Origin of the sequence: Paenibacillus sp., from assembly GCF_035645235.1 — a bacterium.
Lineage (GTDB): Bacteria > Bacillota > Bacilli > Paenibacillales > YIM-B00363 > Paenibacillus_AE.
The window spans coordinates 18,824-37,950 of record NZ_DASQMZ010000023.1 but is presented as its reverse complement, the minus strand read 5'-3'; the positions used below and the strand labels follow the sequence as shown (position 1 = coordinate 37,950).

Below are 19,127 nucleotides of genomic sequence, written 5' to 3'. Positions count from 1 at the left end.
AAGTCATGCTGGTTCCGAGCACGCTTGAGGGTACGGTGAAGACGAGCGGCGGCGAAGCGGTTCCGGGCGCGGAGGTGACGCTGCTCTCGGCGGACGGGGTGCGGTACGCGACGACGGACGAGACGGGGACCTACGCGTTCGGGAATTTGGCGCCGGATGTGTACGATGTAACCGTCGTCTTAGCGCCGTATAAAGCGGCTTCCGAAGTCGGCATTTCGATTGGTTCCGCAATGAATATCACAAGCGATTTCGAGTTGCCGGACATCGACTGGACGATGTCGCCTGCGAATACGGTTCTTGCCGCGGGCAGCCACTTCTCGCTCTACGTCGATCCCGATGGAACGGCGTGGTCGTGGGGGTACAACGGTAACGGCCAGTTAGGCATCGGATCGACCTCTCATTACTCTGCGCCCGTGCGGGTCAACGGCCTGCAGGGTGTGGTCTCGGTCGCCGCTGGAACCAACCATGCCGTTGCGCTGACATCCGACGGTCAGGTATGGTCTTGGGGCAATAACGCTTACGGACAATTAGGGGACACGACGACGACCCAGCGGAACGCGCCGGTGCTTGTGACGGGATTGCCGGAGATCATCGCGGTCTCTGCCGGGGATCTCTTTACGTTAGCTTTGGATTCAGGCGGCAATGTCTGGTCGTGGGGCTATAACGGGAGCGGGCAGCTAGGCGACGGGACGACGACGAACCGAACGGCGCCAATGCAAATTCCCTCCGCAACGTTATCGGATGTCATCGCCATTGCGGCCGGGCCCTATTTCGCAGCAGCACTAAAGCACGATGGGACCGTGTGGACTTGGGGCTACAACGGATATGGACAACTAGGCGACGGGACGACAACGAACCGGACGATTCCCACTCAAGTCGGCGGGCTCGCGAACGGCGCGGCCATTGCCGCAGGCGATAGGCACATCCTCGTGTTAAAGCAGGACGGGACCGTCTGGACTTGGGGCAATAACAGCAACGGTCAATTGGGAGACCGCACGTCGACGAGCCGGCGTTCCCCAGCTATGGCGCTAGGTCTTACGAATGTAAAGCGGATCGCAGCCGGGTCGCAGCATTCCATCGCAGTCAAGGAAGACGGAACGCTATGGACCTGGGGATCGAACAATTACGGGCAATTGGGCGACGGGACGACGACGGATCGTTGGAGCCCGAGTCGGAGCAAGACGTTGGCCGACATAACCGAAATCGGATTGAGAGGGGACCTTCACTCCTTAGCGTTGGGACATGACGGGGACGTATGGGCGTGGGGGAGAAACAACACCGGGCAGCTGGGGAATGGTACGACGGTTACCAGTTTGACGCCAGTGTCCGTCGTGTTCATCCCGAAAGTGACGGTAACGGCCGGGGTCGGCCGAGTGACCGTCGCCGGCGCGCAGCCAGGCGCTACGATAAAGCTGTACGACGCAACGAATTCGGTTTTCAGGGAAGCCGTCGCCGACGGAAGCGGAGGAGCGGAGTTCTCTTCATTGCCGGCCGGACAGACGTATCGGGCGACGCAAACCATTAACGGCGTGGAAAGCGCTCTGTCGGAAGCGGCGGTCGTTCTGGGGGACGCGCCGAATCCCGTGATCTCGCTGCTCGGCGAGAGCACGGTGCGAGTGATCGAAGGGGCCGTGTACGTCGATGACGGCGCAACGGCTGTCGACGATGAGGACGGCAGTATTACCGAGTGGATTACGGTCGGCGGTACGTTCGCGGACACGTCGACCCCGGGCATCTTTACGATTACTTATAACGTGTCGGATTCGGACGGCAACGCCGCGGCGGAAATCACGCGGACGGTGGAGGTCGCGCCGCAACCGGTAACGGTCGCGTCCGGCGTCGGCAGCATCGCCGTCAGCGGAGCGTATCCCGGCGCATTCTTAAAGTTGTACGATGCCGACGCAGCGACAGTGTTCGGCGAGACGACGGCGAACGAGGAGGGAGCGGCCGTATTCGCGAACGTACCGCCGGGGCAGCCATTCCACGCGACGCAAACGGTGAACGGCGTGGAGAGCAACCCCTCGGTCGAGGTAGCCGCGGTTGCGGAGAGCGACACCGAGGCGCCGATCCTGAACTTGAACGGCTTGGACGTGGTTCGCGTCGCGGTCGGTGAATTGTACGAGGATGAAGGGGCCGCAGCGTATGACGAGGCGGACGGGGATCTCACAGGGAGTATCGTCACCGGCGGTACGTTCGTAGGCACGGAAGCGATCGGTACGTTCGTAATAATTTACTATGTTACGGATGCCGCCGGCAACGAGGCGACCCCGGTAACCCGAACCGTTCAGGTCGTGCCCGCCCCGGTGACGGCCGTATCCGGGCACGGCTCCATTATCGTCGTCGGAGCGGAGCCGGACGCGGGTTTGAGGCTTTACGATACGGTCACCTCGGCGGTGTACGCCGAGGTGTACGCAAACTCGTTCGGCAGCGCCGTCTTCGCTGGATTGACGCCGGGGAATATGTTCGCGGTGACTCAGACGGTGAACGGATTGGAGAGCGATCCGACGGCGGCGATCGTCGTACTGGAGTACGTCCTGCCGCTGCAGCCCATGCTGATCAACGCGCAAACGAGTTCGGACGGGACGCGGATCGTCTTGACGTACGACAAAGCCTTGCAGCCTTCGGCAATCGACAAGGGGAAATTTTCGGTTGTCGTCAACGGCGTCGCGGCGACGGTAACCGAAGCCGAAAATGAAGGGAATGTTCCGTACAATGTGATTTTAACGTTAGCCGACCCGGTGGCATATGACGACGAAATTTGGTTATCGGCGGAGGACGGCGCGGTCCAAGGAATCGAAGGTTACCCGAGCGCCCCGTCCGACGTAAGCGTGACGAATGCGACGGCGCTTCCGCTATCCGAACAAGTGCGTCAGCTCCTGCGGCAATCGGATCCCGATCAGAACGGCATCGGGATCGGGGATATCCTCTTCTGGTTGCGCGGACATGTCTTGCCGGATTTGAACGGCGATGGCGTCGCGGACGGTCAAGATCTGAGGCAAATGTTGCAATGGGTCGAACCGATCGCCTTCGAGTCGTAAATCGTCACGAGCAAGCACCTGTAGGTGAATAAGCGAGCCGTCATCCGGATAAGGATGACGGCTCTTTTCTGTTTTGACCGCAAGGAAAGTTTTATCTTTTCAGGTTTTCGTTTTGCATTTTTATCGTTTTACTGGAAACCGCGTCGGAGTCCCCTAAAGCGCTGCGCCTAACGTTATAATAGGTAGACAACTTTGGGGAGGAACGCCGTAGATGAAAGTGCCGAAGTTCTTCTCGCTGAAACATACGATAATGCTTTTATTTCTTCCGTTGATCGTCGTGTTCGTGATTCTCAGCGGATCTTCTACGTATCTCTTGGCCGTTCGGCAAATCGAAGAAAACGCGTATCGAAACATAACGGATCTTGTGGTGCAAACCAAGAGCCATATGAACGAACAGCTGTTAGTCGTCTTCGGGGAGCTGGTCGCCGTCGTGAACGGCTCCGACATCGGCGCGATGGTGACCAGTTTGCATTCGAACGAAGGATTGGACTCCGGCCGATATCTTTCCGTCGCCAATCAATTCGAGCGAATTTATCAGACGCATTACCCGATGATCGATTCCATCTATATGAACTTTAATGACGGGAAAGCGTCGTATACGAAAGTGAACTATTTGCTGAGCGACGTAAACTTTTCGTATAAGGACTATTCGAGCCGATATCCGAACGCCACCTTCGACTATCGCTGGGAAAATCTGCATGAGGACGATATCTTTCGGTATGTAGGCGGGGAGAAGGAAAAGGTCGTCAGCGTGTTCAGCTTGTTCGGCTCGGACACGTCTCAGGCGAGAGGAATCGTCTTATTCCATCTGAAGGAAGCGTTCTTCAGTCAAATTCTTAGCCTTGTAGAAATTAGCGAGAACGGCTACTTAGCATTGGCGAGCGCGGACGGCTTGATGATGTTTAAAGACGTAGACGACGCCTACGTGCCGGATGACAAGGTTCGGAGCCACTTAATGCAGCGGGAAGCGGCGTCCGGGACGTTCCGATTTACGAAAACTGGCGGGGAGCGAACCGTGGTCATTTACGATACCTTGCCGATCAACGGCTGGAGGCTCGCGGCGATCTTTCCCGAGAACGATATTCTGGAGAAGATCGGTTATATTAAATACCTGACGATCGGCATGATGATCATCGTGATCGCCGTCGCGGCAGCCATGTCGCATATTCTGCTTCGTACGGTGACGCGGCCGATTTCCGCGCTGACGTCGAAAGTGAAGCAGGTCGAAAGCGGAAAACTGGACACCATATTCGATATCCGCACGAACAATGAGATCGGAATTTTGAACCGGGGGATCGGCAGCCTGATCCAGAGAGTCCAACTGCTGTTACACGACATCCGTCTGGAGCAAGAACAAAAAAGAAAGGCCGAGTTGGCTGTCTTGAACGAACAAATCAAGCCGCATTTTCTATATAATACGCTTCATTCTTTAGGGCAATTGATCGCGATGGAGCGCAAGTCGGAGGCGCTGGCGATGGTCGACTCGCTGTCGACGTTTTATCGCCTTGGACTTAGCAACGGCAAAGAAATGATCGACGTCCAGGAGGAGGTCGAGCTCGTTCAGCATTACTTGTACATCGTCGGTCAGCGGTATAGCGACACGATGCGGTATACGGTCGAGGTCGACCCGGCACTGAATCGTTATGTCGTGTTGAAGCTGCTGTTGCAGCCTTTGGTGGAAAACGCGATTTATCATGGCGCCAAACAAAAGCGAGGGTTATCCGACATCGCGGTCACGGGGACGGTGCAGGGCGAGTGCATGATCTTCCGCATCGCGGACAACGGCAAGGGGATTCCGGAGGAGCGGCTTCGGTCGATCCAAGCTTCGCTCCGGGGGCGGCATGAGCCGGAGCACGGCAAGGGATTCGGGCTGTACAACGTTCATGCGCGGATCCAAAGCTACTTCGGCGCCGCGTACGGCATCGAAATCGAAAGCGAATACGGGGAAGGCACCGTCGTGACGGTGAGGCTTCCGAAGCTTCGCAGACAGGAGGTTGGCGACTCGTGAAAATTCTCATCGTCGACGACGACGTGATTATTCGGAAAGGACTAAGCGAGGGGATCGACTGGCCGCGGCACGGGTTCGAATTGATCGGCGCGGCCGGCGACGGGGAAGAGGCCTTGGAGCTTATGAAGCTGCAGACGCCGGACATCGTCATCTCGGACATCCGGATGCCGTTCATGGACGGGCTGGAGCTGGCCGAGCGAATGAACGAGTCGTACCCGTGGGTGAAGCTCGTGCTGTTGACCGGGTATCAAGAATATGAATACGCGAAGAAAGCCATCGAAATGAGGGCGTCGGAGTATTTAATCAAGCCGATCCATAACATGGCCCTGCTCCAGAAGGTGATCGAGCTCGGCGCTCAAATCGAGCAGGAGCGAACGTATTCCCGACAGGTGCAAGAAGGAATGCCGCTTCTTCGGCAGCGATATTTGCAGAAGCTTGTCACGGGCGCGGCGGGGTCGGATTTTCATTCGGAGATAAAATTTCTAGCGCTGCCGCTGGATAAAACCGTCTTTCACGTCATGGTGATAAAAATCGACGGACTGCATCACCCGGAGCTCCTGAAGAGGTATTCGGAGAAAGAAATTATTAAATATTGCGTGCACAACATCGCTCGGGAGCTTCTAGGGGACCGAGGGCTGACCTTCGATTGCGAGGACGACGAAATCGCCGCGATTGTTACGGGAGATGCCGATCCGAAGGGGCTGTTCGAGAGCGCGTACGCGTTCGCGGAAGAGCTGCTGGATCAGGTGAAACGGTACGTGAAGACGACGATCACCGTCGGCATGGGCGGGGCGTACGAGGGCCACGAGATGCTGCCCAAATCGTATCAGGAAGCCCGTTCCTCGCTCTCCTATCGCCATTACACCGGTACGAGCCAAATTATAACCGTCCACGATACAGGGTTGTTCGCGGATATGAACGAGCTGCAGCTCGCGGGATTGAAGAAGGAGCTGTACGCCAAAGTAAAGCTCGGATTGACGGAAGACTCCCTGGCGATCGTGAACTTATTGGAGCGGAAGCTGTTCGAAGCGCAGCTGGAGTGGTCCCAAATTCATCTGCTGGCGGTGGAAATCGCCGTCGTAATCTTCCAAGGGATGCAGGAGTGGGAGGAAGAGGACGCGGGCCGCAAGGATTTCTACACCGTCTGCAAGGAGCTTCAGGAGCTTGAAACCGTATCGGACATCTTCCGTTATCTTCGCGCCTTCGTCGAAGCCGTCACCCGAGACGCCATGAAGGTGAGAGATTCGCAAACGAAGGGACTCGTCCTCAAGGCGATGGAATATATCGATCAACATTATTCGAACGAGAATTTATATTTGCAGGAAGTGGCGGGAGCCGTCCATGTAAACCCGACCTATCTGAGCATTATCTTTAAGCGGGAGAAGGATATCAACTTCTCGGACTATTTATTGGAGGTCCGGATGAAGAAGGCGATCCAGCTCATTCGCAAGGGAGAATTGAAGTCTTACGAAGTCGCCCAGCAGGTGGGATATCCGAATCCGCAGTATTTCAGCGTCGTGTTTAAGAAGTATACAGGGTATTCTCCGACGGAATAACGCAACGCCGCCGCTCGGAAAGACGCATAATCTCGTGCGTCTTTCTTTTCTTTTTCCAAGACGCAAAAAATTCAAACACGATGATAAAGCGATTACATTCAGCTTGCGGCCTCCTTCCGATATGATGAGATCAGTTCCGAGGGAGGTCGTCACATGAAAGAGCGCAACATGTCAACGAGTTCGGAGCGAGCCGCCTCCCGCAAAGGCGGGCTGAACCCGGCCGTCGTCCCGTACTTGTTCATCGTTCCTTGTTTGTTGTTTTTAACGACGTTTCTGATTTACCCGATCGGCAATTTGTTTTATTTCAGTTTTCAAAACTATAACATTAACGCGCCATACTACAACGGCTTCGCCGGATTCGCGAATTTCAAGAAAGCGCTAATGGACGACCCGTTGTTTTTCAGAAGTTTGGGCATCAGCGCGAAGTGGGTGTTCAGCCAAGTCGCTCTGCAATGCGTGTTAGGTTTGGCGTTGGCGCTCCTGTTGAACCAGACGTTCCGGTTCAGAGGCTTGTTCCGATCCCTTGCGTTCGTCCCTTGGGCGATCTCCGGCGTCATTACGTCGCTGATCTGGTCGGTCATGTTTAACGAACACATGGGGCTAATTAACGATCTGTTCCTGAGGTTCGGTTGGATCGATCGTCCCGTCGCGTGGACGGCGAATGTGTCCACAGTATTTAAGGCCGTAGTCGTTGCAGAGCTGTGGAGAGGGCTGCCGTTCTTCGCCATTACGTTCCTCGCCGCGCTCCAAGCGATTCCGAACGAGTTGTACGAGGCGAGCCGCGTGGACGGGGCGAACCGACTCAAGCAGTTCTACTATGTCACGTTGCCGTATTTGAAGAACGCGATCGTGCTGACGACCTTGCTCCGAACGGCATGGGAGTTCAATAACGTGGATCTCATCTTCAACATGACGGGCGGCGGCCCGGCGCACGCGACGACGACGCTGACCATGTACGTCGTGGAGCTGGCCGTCAAGGGCGGAGATTTCGGATACGGCTCGGCGTTGACCGTCATTTCCTTCTTCCTGCTCATGCTGTTTTCGATTACGTATTTATGCGCCTCGCGGTTCGGAAAGGAGTCCTGACATGCTGCACATCAAACGTAGAGCGGACCGATTCCTGACGTTGTATGCGCCCCTGACGCTGTTTATGGCGTTCATCCTGCTTCCGTTGTATTGGACGCTGGCGACCGCCTTGAAGAGGGAGGGAGATATCTTAAAGCGTCCCTTGGCGTACTGGCCTTCGCCGCTGACGTTCGAAAACTTCGCGTTCGCTTGGAAAAATGTCGGGTTCTCGACGTATTTCCAGAACAGCATGCTCGTCGCGGGCGTCACGGTCGTCTTCGTGCTCGTCATCTCGATTTTCACCGGGTATGCGCTCAGCCGGTTTTCGTTCCGGGGGAAATCCGGGTTTATGCTCCTGCTGTTATGCACGCAGTTCGTGCCTGCGGCGATGCTGCTCATCCCGCTGTTTATTATGCTGAAGAACGCAGGGTTAATCGGCAATTACTTCTCGCTCATCTTAACGTACACGACGCTCCAGCTCCCGTTCAATTCGATTCTCATGAGCAGCTTTATTTCCAACGTTCCCGAGCAGTTGGAGGAAGCGGCCATGGTGGACGGGTGCACAAGGTTTCAATCCGTGTTGTACGTCGTGCTGCCGGTGCTCGTGCCCGGCATCGTCGCGACGGCATCGTTCACGTTCATCTACGCATGGAACGAATTCCTATTCGGACTCATGTTTATCAGCAAACACACGATGTTTACGATCCCCGTCGGATTAAACAGTATGCTCGGGGAGTACAACATCAATTACGGCGCGCTGGCGGCGGGAAGTATGATCGCGTTGCTGCCGGCGGTCCTGCTGTTCATGTATATCCAGAAATTCCTCGTGCAGGGCATCGGCGACGGCGCCGTCAAAGGGTAGGGAACATCCTCTTCCAAGAGGTTGCCTATACAAAAAGACTCATACCTTAGGAGGGTTTACAGATGAGAAAAACAAAGATGTTGGGGGCAAGCTTGCTGGCGATTTCCATGCTGGCGACGGCTTGCGGGACGCAGCCGAACGGAACCGTCATCGAGGATTCGCAAACGACGGGCGCCGGCGGCCAAACCCCGCCCGAGAAGGTGACGATTACGTTCTGGGACGAAAACGCGGGACCGGCACGAACCCCTTTCTATGAAGAGTTGATCGAAGCGTTCGAAGCGGAAAACCCGGATATCGACGTGGAGTATGTGGGCATTCCGTCGGCGTCGGCGAAGGAGAAATACGATGTCGCGATCGCGGCAGACGGCTTGCCGGACGTAGGCGGTCTTCACATTATGTGGGTTGCGGATTTCGTGGCGAGACAGAAATTGCTTGCGCTGGATCCCATGTACGATCAATGGGGAGAAAAGTCGGTCATGAACGCAGCCTCGGTGGACGAAGCGCGGAGTTATGTGCAGGACGGCAAGCTGTATTTCATCCCGAATACGCTAAGCGCCGATATGATTTGGTACCGCGCCGATTGGTTCCAAGAGGCCGGACTGAAGGCGCCGGAGACGTGGGACGATTTCTTCGTCGCCGTAGAGACGCTTACGAACCCCGACGAACGCCGTTATGGCTTTAGCATCCGCGGCGGTGCGGGCGGAGCGCATCAGCTGAAGAAGATGATGTATTCGTATTCGGGCATCTCGTCGTTCTTCGACGAGAACGGCAAAAGCACCTTGAACGATCCGCTGCATGTCGAATTCCTTGAGAAATACTTGGGGCTCTATAAGAAAAATACGCCCGAGAGCGATATTACGAACGGATACAAAGAAATGGTAGCGGCGTTCGATACCGGTATCGCAGCTATGATTCAGCATAACATCGGCTCCTTCGGCGAGCATGACAAGACGCTCGAGCCGCATCAATTCGCAGGCGTATCCCTGCCGCCATCCCCGATCAACGGCAAGCGCATTATCGAGGGCGGGAACTCGACGGGGTACGGCGTATTCAGCACGACGAAGCACCCGGACGAAGCGTGGCGCTTCATGAGTTACCTGATTTCGGCGGACGTGCAAAGCTTCTGGAACCAAAACATCGGCCAGCTGCCGACGAACGAAAAGGCGATGGAGAACGAGTGGGTACAAAATACGCAGCATATTAAAGTGTCCGCCGATGCCTTGTCCGATCCGGCGACGCAATTCATGAATCCGCCGCTCCATCTGCCGGGCTACTCGACGATTCTCGATCAGATCGGCAACGGAGGGCTGCAAGCGGTCATGGCAGGCACCGAGACGGTAGAGAGTTACCTGAACCGCTGGGCTGCGGCCATGGAGGAAGAACAGAAGAAATACGACGAAGTTTTCAAAAAGTAAATACGGTGGCTTGGAAGTAGCCGGATCGGCCAGATACCGGCTATTTCCGCTTATCAGCGACCGCCGCGGAAGGAGCCGAGGATGAAGCCTATACCGTTGCAGCAGAGGGGAATAGCGGCCAGTCGATTGATCCTAGGGTGCATGGGGCTTGGCGGCGAAAGGAATGTCGCGCCGATCGAAGAGCAGGACGTCAACCATGGTCGGGCAGCCGTAGAAGCGGCGCTCGCGGCAGGCATCAACATGTTCGATCATGCAGACATCTACAAACTAGGGAAAGCGGAGCAAGTCTTCGGCCGCATCCTGTCGGAGGACGCTTCGTTGCGGGAGAAGATCATTCTCCAATCCAAGTGCGGCATCCGGGCGAAGGAATGGTCCGGACTTCCCTTCAAGCGGTACGACTTCTCCGCTTCGCATATCGTTGCAAGCGTCGACGGCATCTTGGAGCGGCTGGGTACCGACTATTTAGACGTGTTGCTGCTGCATCGCCCGGATCCGCTGATGGATCCGGAGGAGGTCGGGGAAGCGATTCGGACCTTGAAGGCCGCGGGGAAGGTTCGGCACTTCGGCGTCTCCAATATGAGCGCCGGACAAATCCGACTGCTGCAGTCCGAAACAGACGAGCCATTCCTCGTCAATCAGTTGGAACTGAGCCTGCGGCATATCGGTTGGCTGGAATCGGGGATTCATGTGAACCAACCGGCTGCGGCAGGCGACTATTTCCCCGAAGGAACGCTGGAATACTGTCGCCTGCAACGAATCCAATTACAGTCTTGGGGAGCCTTGGCGCAAGGAGCTTACACGAGCGGTGCCGGGGACCATCGGGACGAGCGGACGATGCGGACGACTCGGTGCGTGGAGAAGCTGGCCGCGCATTACGGGGTACGGCCGGAAGCGATCGTCTTGGCCTGGCTGATGAGGCATCCCGCCGGCATTCAACCGATCGTCGGGACCTCGAATCCCGATCGCATCGCGGCTTGCGCCGCTGCGACCCGAATCGCGCTCACGGGCGACGAATGGTATGAACTGTACGTGTCTTCCAGGGGAGCCGAAATGCCGTAATCGAAAAGAATGATCGAGGAGTGGGGTTCAATGGAAACAGGTGTGCGGGAATGGCTGTTTTCCGTCGAGGAGACGGGGAGCCTCTTATGGATCCGTCCCGGGATCGAGATGCAAGCGTCTTTCGAGGCGGAATGGGAGGACGAGAACGGTCTGGTACGCGCCGGAGCGTCTTGGAGGCCTGCGGGCGAAGAACGGGAAGGGTTTCGCGACGAGAGCGGCGCGGAATATATGATTCATACGTACCTTTACAAGCATGGATCGGTAACGCTGCAACGGCAAGTGAAATACGCCGTCGGCGCGGCGGCCGCGTTGGAGCTTCGGCTCATCCTTCGCAACGCAGGGGAGGAACCTCTAAAACTTCGTCGTCTCGTCCCGCTTCTTATCGAAGGCGCCCAAAATCTGCATATCGGGGACGCCGGGGCGGGCGGATGGACCTTTTACAAGAACGGGCGTCAGAAAAACGATTTACCGGCCGTATGCGTGCTCGGCGTTCGCGACGAAGCGTATCAGGACGCGGTCGCCGGCATGAGCGAGTCCGGCAGGCGGATGGAAGCGGCCGAGGGCGCGGCCGAGATCGTAAGCGACGAACTAAGCGTCATCGTCGGGGGGCAGCGACCGGATGCGCCTTCGTTGTTGGTCGGCTTCGTGGACGCGGTGACGCATCTGGCGGAGTGCCGGCTGCGGATAGGCAAGGACGGGAACTCGTTGGAGCGCCTCGAAGCGTCCTGTCTGTTCGACGGCGTGCGGGTGGAGCCGGGGGACGTGCGCGAAGGCAGCTGGCTGCGGCTGGACGTCGGGGCGCCGTTCGAGGCGGTCGACGAGTATGTGCGAGCGAAGCGGCAGGCGACCGGCACAAGCGCCATGCCGAACCCTCCGTCCGTATACTGCACGTGGTACTATTATGGGGATACGGTCAGCCAAGAAGATGTGTACGCCAATGTCGACGCCTTGAAGAAGAAGGGACTTCCGATCGATGTCGTGCAAATCGACGAAGGCTGGGAGCAGCGCTTTGGAAACTGGGAGGCGAACCACCGGTTTCCGGACGGGATGGAAGCGGCGGCACGGCGAATCCGGGAGGCGGGGTACCGGCCCGGCATATGGACAGCGCCGTTCCTCGTCGAGCCTCGAAGCGACATGCGCTTTTATCATGACGAGTGGCTTTTGCGGGGAAAAGACGGCGAGCCTGTTAAGTTTTATATGAATAACACGGACAATCTCGTATGGGACGTTACCCACCCGGAAGTGCTGCAATGGATTGAAAATCTCTATAGAAAGTTGACCGCATGGGGCTACACGTACCATAAGCTCGACTTTACGCGGGCGGTCGCCTTGGATGCCAACGTTAGATTTTATCGGTCGGGCGCGACGCGGGCGGAAGCGTATCGCATGGGGATCGAAGCCGTGCGGCGCGGCATCGGACCGGAAGGGTACTTGCTCCTATGCGGAGGGCTGTACTCCCCGCCTTCCGGACTTGCGGATGCGCATCGGACGAGTTCGGACGTGCTCAGCATGTGGAGCGATCATGACGGAAAGCAGGGCGGGCAGGTAGCGCCCTTCACGATGAAGCAAAACACGCTGCGGTATTGGATGGGACGGCTGTGGCATAACGATCCCGATGCGCTCATGGTGCGGCGTCAACATGACCGGCTGCGCTCTCTCGATCTAAGCCTTGGGAAGTTGACGGACGACGAAGCGCGCGTTACTGCGCTGAACCAATATTGGGGCGGCGGGCTGGTGTGCTTCTCCGAGCCGATGAACGACATCGACGACGACCGGCTCGGCTTGCTGCGCCATATCGTTCCCTCGATCGGAGCGCCCGCGGTCCCGCGGGATATGTATGCCGGAGTGCGCTACCCGCGGACGATGGTCACGGAAGTGGACGGCGGGAAGGCGGGGCTGTCCCGATGGCATACAGTAAGCATCGTGAACTGGAGCGACGACCCGGCGCCCGCGACGATCAGGCTGGAGGATGTGTTGCCGAGCGCCTCGATCGCGGAGCACGAAGCGTTCCACGTCTCCGAATTTTGGAGCGGCGACATTCGCGAGGGAGTCCGGACGGGCGAAGCTTTACATTTCGGCGTCCTGCCTCCTCACGCTTCGCTGCATCTGAAGATCGTTCCGGCGTCGTCCGTCCAGCCGGTGGTCGCTTGCACGAACGGACATTTCTCCATGGGGGCCGCCGAAATCACGAGGTTCGACTACGCCGGCGGTACTTTGGATATGCACATCGACTGGCCGTGGAAGGAACCGTTGGAGGTCGTCCTGCTCGCGCCGGACGGACGCCAATGGATGAAGGCGGAAGGCGCCGAAGGGTTGACGGCCGAATGCGAGGGCAACAAGCTCCGCCTCGCGGTGTCGGGAGGATGGAAAGGGCCGGTGAAGGCGACGGTCGACGCTTAAAAGCTATACGGAGAAACCGGAAAGAGACGCCTGCAGTCGGGGCGTCTCTTTTCGCGTTCGTTTTATGTTCGAATCTGCCCTCGAATTTCCCCGTTCGGATGTTGGATCGTATGAACGTTGACATAGGCGTTGCCGTTTTCGATCTCGCGAACGAGGTCGCGGAGGGTCCGCCCTTCGAGCGGCCCCGTCAAATCGCTGTTGGTCAGCACCCCTCGAACGACGCCTCGTCTGACGGAGATGCCGAATTTCGAGCGGCCGAACAGGAAGGCGACCACAGGGCCGTTCTCCCCTCTTCGGCCGAGGTGGATATGCGCTTGCGTCATTCGGCTAATATTACGAACGACGAGCAAGAAGCTTAATCGAGAGCCTGCTTCGTTCCATCGAAACGCAGCCCTTCCCAAGGCGATCGTTCGGACGGGAGGTACCTCTTTGTGTCCTCGCAAGAATGCTTTGAACATCCTCATTTCCCTTCACCTCCACATGCAACATACTGCAGTTTATTCATCCGGTACTGCGAGGGTTGTGCATTCGCTTAGCATGGTCGCCCTTTTGAACAGTCGTTCCTGTTTGTCTAGGAGTTTCGCAGGCAGGTCCCCTTGCAACGCATCGCCGGCAACCTAATCACTGTAAAGAAGAGTATTGTATGTAATATAACATAACATAGGTGGTATGGTTTGTTCATCTACACAAGGCAAAGCCTATAATCTTTATGAAAAATATAAAGACATCGTTGGAGCTTTGTAATATAATATGACACATACCTAAGAATCAAGCCTGGAAAACGAATCAAAACAGGCGCATTTGCGCAGGAGGGGGAGGATGGAAGATGACAACGGTCGAAGCAACGCCATATGCGTGGCCTTATGATGGGAGAATAGTTCCCACGAAGACGGCATTGGTCATTATCGATATGCAAATCGATTTCTGCGGCAAGGGCGGATACGTCGAACGGATGGGGTACGATCTGTCGCTGACGGCAAGAGCGATCAAGCCGATCAAGGGGCTGCTGGAGCGCGTACGGCAGATCGAGGGGTTTACGGTCATCCATACGAGAGAAGGGCACAAACCGGACTTGTCCGACCTGCCTGCGAACAAGCGCTGGCGAAGCAAGCACGCGGGCGCCGAGATCGGCTCGGCCGGACCGGCCGGACGCATACTTGTGCGAGGCGAGCCGGGGTGGGGCATTATCGAGGAGCTTCGCCCGATCGAGGGCGAGCCGATCATCGATAAGCCCGGGAAAGGGAGCTTCTACGCGACCGACCTCGACCTCATCCTGAAGAACAGAGGCATTACGCATCTGATCCTAACGGGCATTACGACCGACGTATGCGTCCATACGACGATGCGCGAAGCGAACGACCGCGGCTACGAGTGCTTGATCCTCGAGGATTGCACCGGGGCGACGGACGAGGGGAACCATCGCGCGGCGCTGAAGATGGTGACGATGCAGGGCGGCGTGTTCGGCAGCGTCAGCGATTCGGCGAACGTCTTGAAGGCATTGGAACAGTTCTAAAAATATAAAACATCGGAGTGGTACCCATGCGGAGAATAACGCTGACGAACAAATCGATCTCGATCGTTATGGCCCTTATGCTGTTGATGTTGTCGGCTTGCGGCGCGAACGGCTCGGGCGAGTCGAATGCGGCGCCGGAGACGGCGACGTCCGGAACGACGGCGGAGGCGCCGGCGGCATCGGAGGAAGCGCCTAAGGAATTGAAGAAGGTCGTGCTTCGGCTGAAGTGGGTGCATCAAGCGCAGTTCGCCGGCTTCTACGCCGCGGTGAAGAAAGGCTTCTACGAAGAAGCGGGATTGGACGTCGAAATTCGCCCGGGCGGCTCGGACTTCCCTTCCGTGCAGATGGTCGCCTCCGGCAGCGAGCAGTTCGGCGTGACGGGCGCTGATCAAATCTTGCTCGCCCGCGAGAAGGGCGTGCCGGTGACGGCGATCTCCACGATCTACCGCGAGACGCCGTTCGTGCTCTTCAGCTTGAAGGAGTCGGGCATCGCGAAGGTGGAGGATCTGGTCGGGCAGACGGCGGGCGTGAAGCTCGGCGGCAACGAGGAGCTTACGTTCCGCGCGATGGTATCGAGCGCCGGCGTCGATCCGAAGTCGATCGAAGAGATGCCGATCAAGTTCGACTTAAGCCCGCTGCTCAGCGGTCAGGTGAAAGTATGGCCCGGCTATGTGATCAACGAGGTGCTTGCCGTTCAAGAGCTGGGGCATGAGGTGAACGTGATCAAGCCGAGCGACTACGGCATCAACTTCTATGCGGATACGCTGTTCACGACGCAGGAATTAATCGAGAAAGATCCGGAGATGGTGAAAAGCTTCACGCAAGCGTCGATGAAGGGCTGGGCGTACGCGCTGGAAAACCCGGAAGAAGTCGCGGCGTTCGGCCTCGACTATGCGGATAACCTGAAGCTCGAGCATGAAGCGAACATGATGAAAGCGAGCGTGCCGCTGCTGCAGCCGCAAAATTTGCCGCTCGGCAAGATGGACGCCGAAGCGTGGAGCACGCTGCAAGACAGCCTGATGGGGCTCGGTTTCTTGAAGAACGCGCAAACGATGGAGGACATCTTCACGAACGAATTTTTGGAGTAGGGGAGTGATCGCATGTTAGCAAAGGTGAGCGAACTGAAGAGAAGCGCGGTCAGACAGCAAGAGACTTCCGAGGCGGCGGCGCCGCGGAGCCGGGACGTCGCCGTCTCGCTAAAGCATTGTTCCCTCTCGTTCGGCAGCGTGAAGGTGCTGAACGACGTCACGCTCGATATTTATAAGAACGAATTTGTTTCCATTCTCGGCCCCAGCGGCTGCGGCAAGTCGACGCTGCTCCGGCTGATGCTGGAGCTGCTGAAGCCGGACACCGGCGGCGAGGTGACGTACGCCTCGAAGAAGCCTTCGATCGGCATCGTGTTCCAGAAGCCGGTGCTCATGCCGTGGCTGACCGCGATCCAAAACGTCGAACTGACGCTGAACGTCGGCCCGAACAAGCGGATGCCGAAGAAGGAACGCAGGGAGAAGGCGGAAAACGCGCTGGGGCTGGTCGGTTTGCAGGATTTCCGCAACCATTACCCGCATCAACTGAGCGGCGGCATGCAGCAGCGGATCTCCATCGCGCGCGCCCTAGCCGCCGATCCGGAAATTTTGCTGATGGACGAACCGTTCGGCGCGCTCGACGAGCTGACGCGGGAGAAGCTGAATTTCGAATTGCTCCGGCTTTGGGAAGATCCGAGCAATAGCTTGAGCACCGTCGTGATGGTGACGCACTCCATCCAAGAGTCCGTCATCATGTCCGACCGCGTCGTCATGATGTCCCCGAGGCCGGCCGGCGTAGAGGCCCTCGTTCCGGTGCCGCTCCCGCGCCCGCGCGAGGTCGGGATGGAAGAGCATCCGGCGTTCTACCAGACGGTGAAAGAGCTGCGAAAGCGGGAGAAGGAGCAATGAAGGAGCAATTCAAGAACGGGTTATACCCGATCGGGTTCGCAGCCGTATTCGTGGCGCTGTGGGAGGCGGCCGTTCGCTTGTTCGAAATCCCCGTCTACTTGCTGCCGGCGCCGACGGCGATCCTCGGTTCGATCGACGCGACGCTCGGCTCGCATATGATGGTCACATTGACGGAGGCGTTGGTCGGGTTTCTGATCGCGAACGTGCTCGGCCTCGCGACCGCCGTCATCTTCGTCCATTCCCGGCCGATCGAGAAGGGGGCGTTCCCCCTCGCGATCGCGTTAAAGACGACGCCGCTCGTCGCCTTGGCGCCGCTGCTCGTCGTCTGGATGGGAACGGGCTACTCCTCGAAGGTCGTCGCGTCGATGCTCATCTGCTTCTTCCCGATTCTCGTCAACAGCGTGAAGGGGCTCAAGGCGATCGAGCACGAGGCGTGGGAGCTGTTCTCCACCTATAAGGGGTCGAAGTGGGATATGTTTTGGAAGCTTCGGCTGCCGACGAGTTTGCCGTACGTGTTGTCCGCATTGAAAATATCGAGCTCGCTGGCCATCGTCGGCGCGATCGTCGGCGAATTCGTCGGCGCGAACAAGGGGCTCGGCTACGTCGTGCTTGTATCCTCTTATCATATGGATACGCCGAACATGTTTTCCGCGATTATCGCTTCCGCGGCCTGCGGACTGCTGCTATTTTGGTCTATCGCTTGGCTCGAGAGGAAGGTCATTTTCTGGCAAAGGGTGGATGAAGCATGAAGTGCACGGTTGTTCGCGTTCCGATCGGCTCGCCCAGCGACGTATCGGCGCTGCGCGCGCTCGTCGAAGACGGAACGCTCGCGCCGGAGGACGTCGTCGCCGTGCTGGGGAAGACGGAAGGGAACGGCTGCGTCAACGACTTTACCCGCGGGTACGCGGTGCGCGTCATGAGCGACTTCTTCGCGGGCCGCATCGGCGACGGCGCCTCCCGCATCTCCTTCGTGATGTCCGGCGGGACGGAGGGCGTGCTTAGTCCTCACTTGACCGTCATGAGCAGAAGCCTTACCCCCGGCGGAATGCCGAAGCCCGGCGAGAAGTCGTTGGCGATCGGCGTCAAGCACACCAGAGATTTTCGGCCGGAGGAGATCGGGCGGCTGGCGCAGGTGCGGGAAGTCGCCGACGCGGTGCGCGCCGCCGTCCAGGAAGCGGGCATCGAAAGCGCGGCGGACGTGCATTTCGTGCAGATCAAGTGCCCGCTGCTGACGACGGACGCGATCCGCGAGGCGAAGGCGCGCGGCGCATCGGTCGTCACGGACGATACCTATAAGTCTATGGGGTATTCGCGGGGGGCCTCCGCGCTCGGCGCGGCGGCGGCGCTGGGCGAAGTCGACGCGGAAGCGCTCGAGGAAACGGATATTTGCCATGCTTGGGAGAAATACAGCGAGGTCGCGTCCACCTCGGCGGGCAGCGAGCTGGCCTGCTGCGAGGTCATCGTGTTCGGCAATTCCCCGAAGTCGAAGGGGCCGTATTTTATCGACCACGGCGTCATGAAGGATGCGATCGACGGGGACGCGCTGCGGCGGTTGCTCGAGACGCACCGAGACGCCGAGCTGGTACAGGTGCTGGCGAAGGCGGAGGCCGATCCGACCGGCTTCGTCCGGGATCGCCGGCATACGATGCTGAACGACTCGGATATCAACCATACCCGGCATGCCCGGGCGGTCGTCGGCGGCGTGCTGGCTTACGTCAGCGGCGACCCGATGATTTACGTGTCCGGCGGCGCGGAGCACCAAGGCCCCGCGGGCGGCGGACCGGTCGCGGCCGTCTTCAAGAGAAAATCATAACCCAGAACCGGAGGAAAACGAATATGACGACAGCAGCGAAAGAGACGAAGGTGCTGACCGGCGATTCCATGACATGGGATTTGATGCCGAACCATATCGAGCTGTATCACCGCGAGATCGTGTCCGCCGAGGAGGCCGATGCGCTGGGCATTCGGATGAGTTCGATCTTATGGGAGAAAATCGGCGTCGGCGGCCAGGTGCTTCCCCACTACCACGATGTCGTCGAAGTCATACACATTACGGTCGGGCAGGTGAAGCTGCTGCTTCCGAACGGCGAGTGGAAGCCGTATCAAGCGGGCGACACATTCCAAGTACCGGCCGGAGTGCTCCATTCCGTTGCGAACGCGGGCGATACGCCGAGCGAGCAGATTAGCATCTTCGTGCCGGTCGATCCGAACGCGCCGGGGAATGCCTTTTTCAATACGACGCTTGTGGAAGATGTGTACTCCGCCAAAAAATAGCCGGGA

15 protein-coding genes are annotated in these 19,127 nt (G+C 58.0%); 14 read left to right on the top strand and 1 reads right to left on the bottom strand.

The genetic code is table 11. The features are described from left to right. From VEZ38_RS02125 to VEZ38_RS02090, 8 genes are all read left to right on the top strand, one after another. Window positions 1-3,038: immunoglobulin-like domain-containing protein (locus VEZ38_RS02125; protein ID WP_324891492.1), on the top strand; the 3,038-nt coding region annotated here is incomplete at its 5' end. A 211-nt stretch (window positions 3,039-3,249) separates the two neighbouring features. Then, window positions 3,250-5,046: a sensor histidine kinase gene (locus tag VEZ38_RS02120; RefSeq protein ID WP_324891490.1), complete on the top strand. Its 1,797-nt coding sequence runs from the start codon at window positions 3,250-3,252 to the stop codon at window positions 5,044-5,046. Beyond that, window positions 5,043-6,602 carry a response regulator gene (locus VEZ38_RS02115; protein WP_324891488.1) on the top strand — a complete coding sequence of 520 codons (1,560 nt, stop codon included), beginning with the start codon at window positions 5,043-5,045 and terminating at the stop codon, window positions 6,600-6,602. The genes VEZ38_RS02120 and VEZ38_RS02115 overlap by 4 nt, the downstream gene beginning before the upstream one ends. Before the next feature lie 153 nt (window positions 6,603-6,755). Then, a complete protein-coding gene (locus VEZ38_RS02110) occupies window positions 6,756-7,688 on the top strand; it encodes a sugar ABC transporter permease (protein ID WP_324891486.1) in 933 nt (310 codons plus the stop codon). A 1-nt stretch (window position 7,689) separates the two neighbouring features. Next, window positions 7,690-8,529 carry a carbohydrate ABC transporter permease gene (locus tag VEZ38_RS02105; RefSeq protein WP_324891484.1) on the top strand — a complete coding sequence of 280 codons (840 nt, stop codon included), beginning with the start codon at window positions 7,690-7,692 and terminating at the stop codon, window positions 8,527-8,529. A 62-nt stretch (window positions 8,530-8,591) separates the two neighbouring features. Continuing rightward, entirely contained in the window at window positions 8,592-9,944 is a 1,353-nt protein-coding gene (locus VEZ38_RS02100) for a sugar ABC transporter substrate-binding protein (RefSeq protein ID WP_324891482.1), read from the top strand. 81 nt (window positions 9,945-10,025) lie between these two features. Further along, window positions 10,026-11,003, top strand: coding sequence for an aldo/keto reductase (locus VEZ38_RS02095; protein WP_324891480.1), 978 nt, complete (start codon window positions 10,026-10,028; stop codon window positions 11,001-11,003). Between the two features lie 30 nt (window positions 11,004-11,033). Next, on the top strand, window positions 11,034-13,403 hold the full coding sequence (locus tag VEZ38_RS02090; RefSeq protein WP_324891478.1) for a glycoside hydrolase family 36 protein: 2,370 nt from the start codon (window positions 11,034-11,036) through the stop codon (window positions 13,401-13,403). Between the two features lie 62 nt (window positions 13,404-13,465). On the opposite strand, the gene VEZ38_RS02085 is transcribed toward VEZ38_RS02090, so the two are convergent. Further along, on the bottom strand, window positions 13,466-13,861 hold the full coding sequence (locus tag VEZ38_RS02085) for a CHRD domain-containing protein (RefSeq protein WP_324891496.1): 396 nt from the start codon (window positions 13,859-13,861) through the stop codon (window positions 13,466-13,468). Window positions 13,862-14,229: 368 nt separating this feature from the next. Here VEZ38_RS02085 and VEZ38_RS02080 point away from each other — a divergent pair, with 368 nt between their 5' ends. From VEZ38_RS02080 to VEZ38_RS02055, 6 genes are read left to right on the top strand one after another with little or no spacing between them, the layout of a single operon-like run. Beyond that, window positions 14,230-14,916, top strand: coding sequence for an isochorismatase family cysteine hydrolase (locus VEZ38_RS02080; protein WP_324891477.1), 687 nt, complete (start codon window positions 14,230-14,232; stop codon window positions 14,914-14,916). 26 nt (window positions 14,917-14,942) lie between these two features. After that, entirely contained in the window at window positions 14,943-16,004 is a 1,062-nt protein-coding gene (locus VEZ38_RS02075; protein WP_324891476.1) for an ABC transporter substrate-binding protein, read from the top strand. 12 nt (window positions 16,005-16,016) lie between these two features. Then, window positions 16,017-16,847: an ABC transporter ATP-binding protein gene (locus VEZ38_RS02070; protein ID WP_324891473.1), complete on the top strand. Its 831-nt coding sequence runs from the start codon at window positions 16,017-16,019 to the stop codon at window positions 16,845-16,847. After that, on the top strand, window positions 16,844-17,596 hold the full coding sequence (locus VEZ38_RS02065; protein ID WP_324891471.1) for an ABC transporter permease: 753 nt from the start codon (window positions 16,844-16,846) through the stop codon (window positions 17,594-17,596). The genes VEZ38_RS02070 and VEZ38_RS02065 overlap by 4 nt, the downstream gene beginning before the upstream one ends. Further along, a complete protein-coding gene (locus VEZ38_RS02060) occupies window positions 17,593-18,660 on the top strand; it encodes a ring-opening amidohydrolase (protein ID WP_324891469.1) in 1,068 nt (355 codons plus the stop codon). The genes VEZ38_RS02065 and VEZ38_RS02060 overlap by 4 nt, the downstream gene beginning before the upstream one ends. Before the next feature lie 23 nt (window positions 18,661-18,683). Next, entirely contained in the window at window positions 18,684-19,121 is a 438-nt protein-coding gene (locus VEZ38_RS02055; protein ID WP_324891467.1) for a cupin domain-containing protein, read from the top strand. Window positions 19,122-19,127: the final 6 nt, after the last annotated feature.

Coding starts and splice junctions, on each gene's coding strand:
- VEZ38_RS02120 (WP_324891490.1), top strand. CDS start 3,250: ATGAAAGTGCCGAAGTTCTTCTCGCTGAAACATACGATAATGCTTTTA.
- VEZ38_RS02110 (WP_324891486.1), top strand. CDS start 6,756: ATGAAAGAGCGCAACATGTCAACGAGTTCGGAGCGAGCCGCCTCCCGC.
- VEZ38_RS02105 (WP_324891484.1), top strand. CDS start 7,690: ATGCTGCACATCAAACGTAGAGCGGACCGATTCCTGACGTTGTATGCG.
- VEZ38_RS02100 (WP_324891482.1), top strand. CDS start 8,592: ATGAGAAAAACAAAGATGTTGGGGGCAAGCTTGCTGGCGATTTCCATG.
- VEZ38_RS02095 (WP_324891480.1), top strand. CDS start 10,026: ATGAAGCCTATACCGTTGCAGCAGAGGGGAATAGCGGCCAGTCGATTG.
- VEZ38_RS02090 (WP_324891478.1), top strand. CDS start 11,034: ATGGAAACAGGTGTGCGGGAATGGCTGTTTTCCGTCGAGGAGACGGGG.
- VEZ38_RS02085 (WP_324891496.1), bottom strand. CDS start 13,861: ATGTTCAAAGCATTCTTGCGAGGACACAAAGAGGTACCTCCCGTCCGA.
- VEZ38_RS02080 (WP_324891477.1), top strand. CDS start 14,230: ATGACAACGGTCGAAGCAACGCCATATGCGTGGCCTTATGATGGGAGA.
- VEZ38_RS02075 (WP_324891476.1), top strand. CDS start 14,943: ATGCGGAGAATAACGCTGACGAACAAATCGATCTCGATCGTTATGGCC.
- VEZ38_RS02070 (WP_324891473.1), top strand. CDS start 16,017: ATGTTAGCAAAGGTGAGCGAACTGAAGAGAAGCGCGGTCAGACAGCAA.
- VEZ38_RS02065 (WP_324891471.1), top strand. CDS start 16,844: ATGAAGGAGCAATTCAAGAACGGGTTATACCCGATCGGGTTCGCAGCC.
- VEZ38_RS02060 (WP_324891469.1), top strand. CDS start 17,593: ATGAAGTGCACGGTTGTTCGCGTTCCGATCGGCTCGCCCAGCGACGTA.
- VEZ38_RS02055 (WP_324891467.1), top strand. CDS start 18,684: ATGACGACAGCAGCGAAAGAGACGAAGGTGCTGACCGGCGATTCCATG.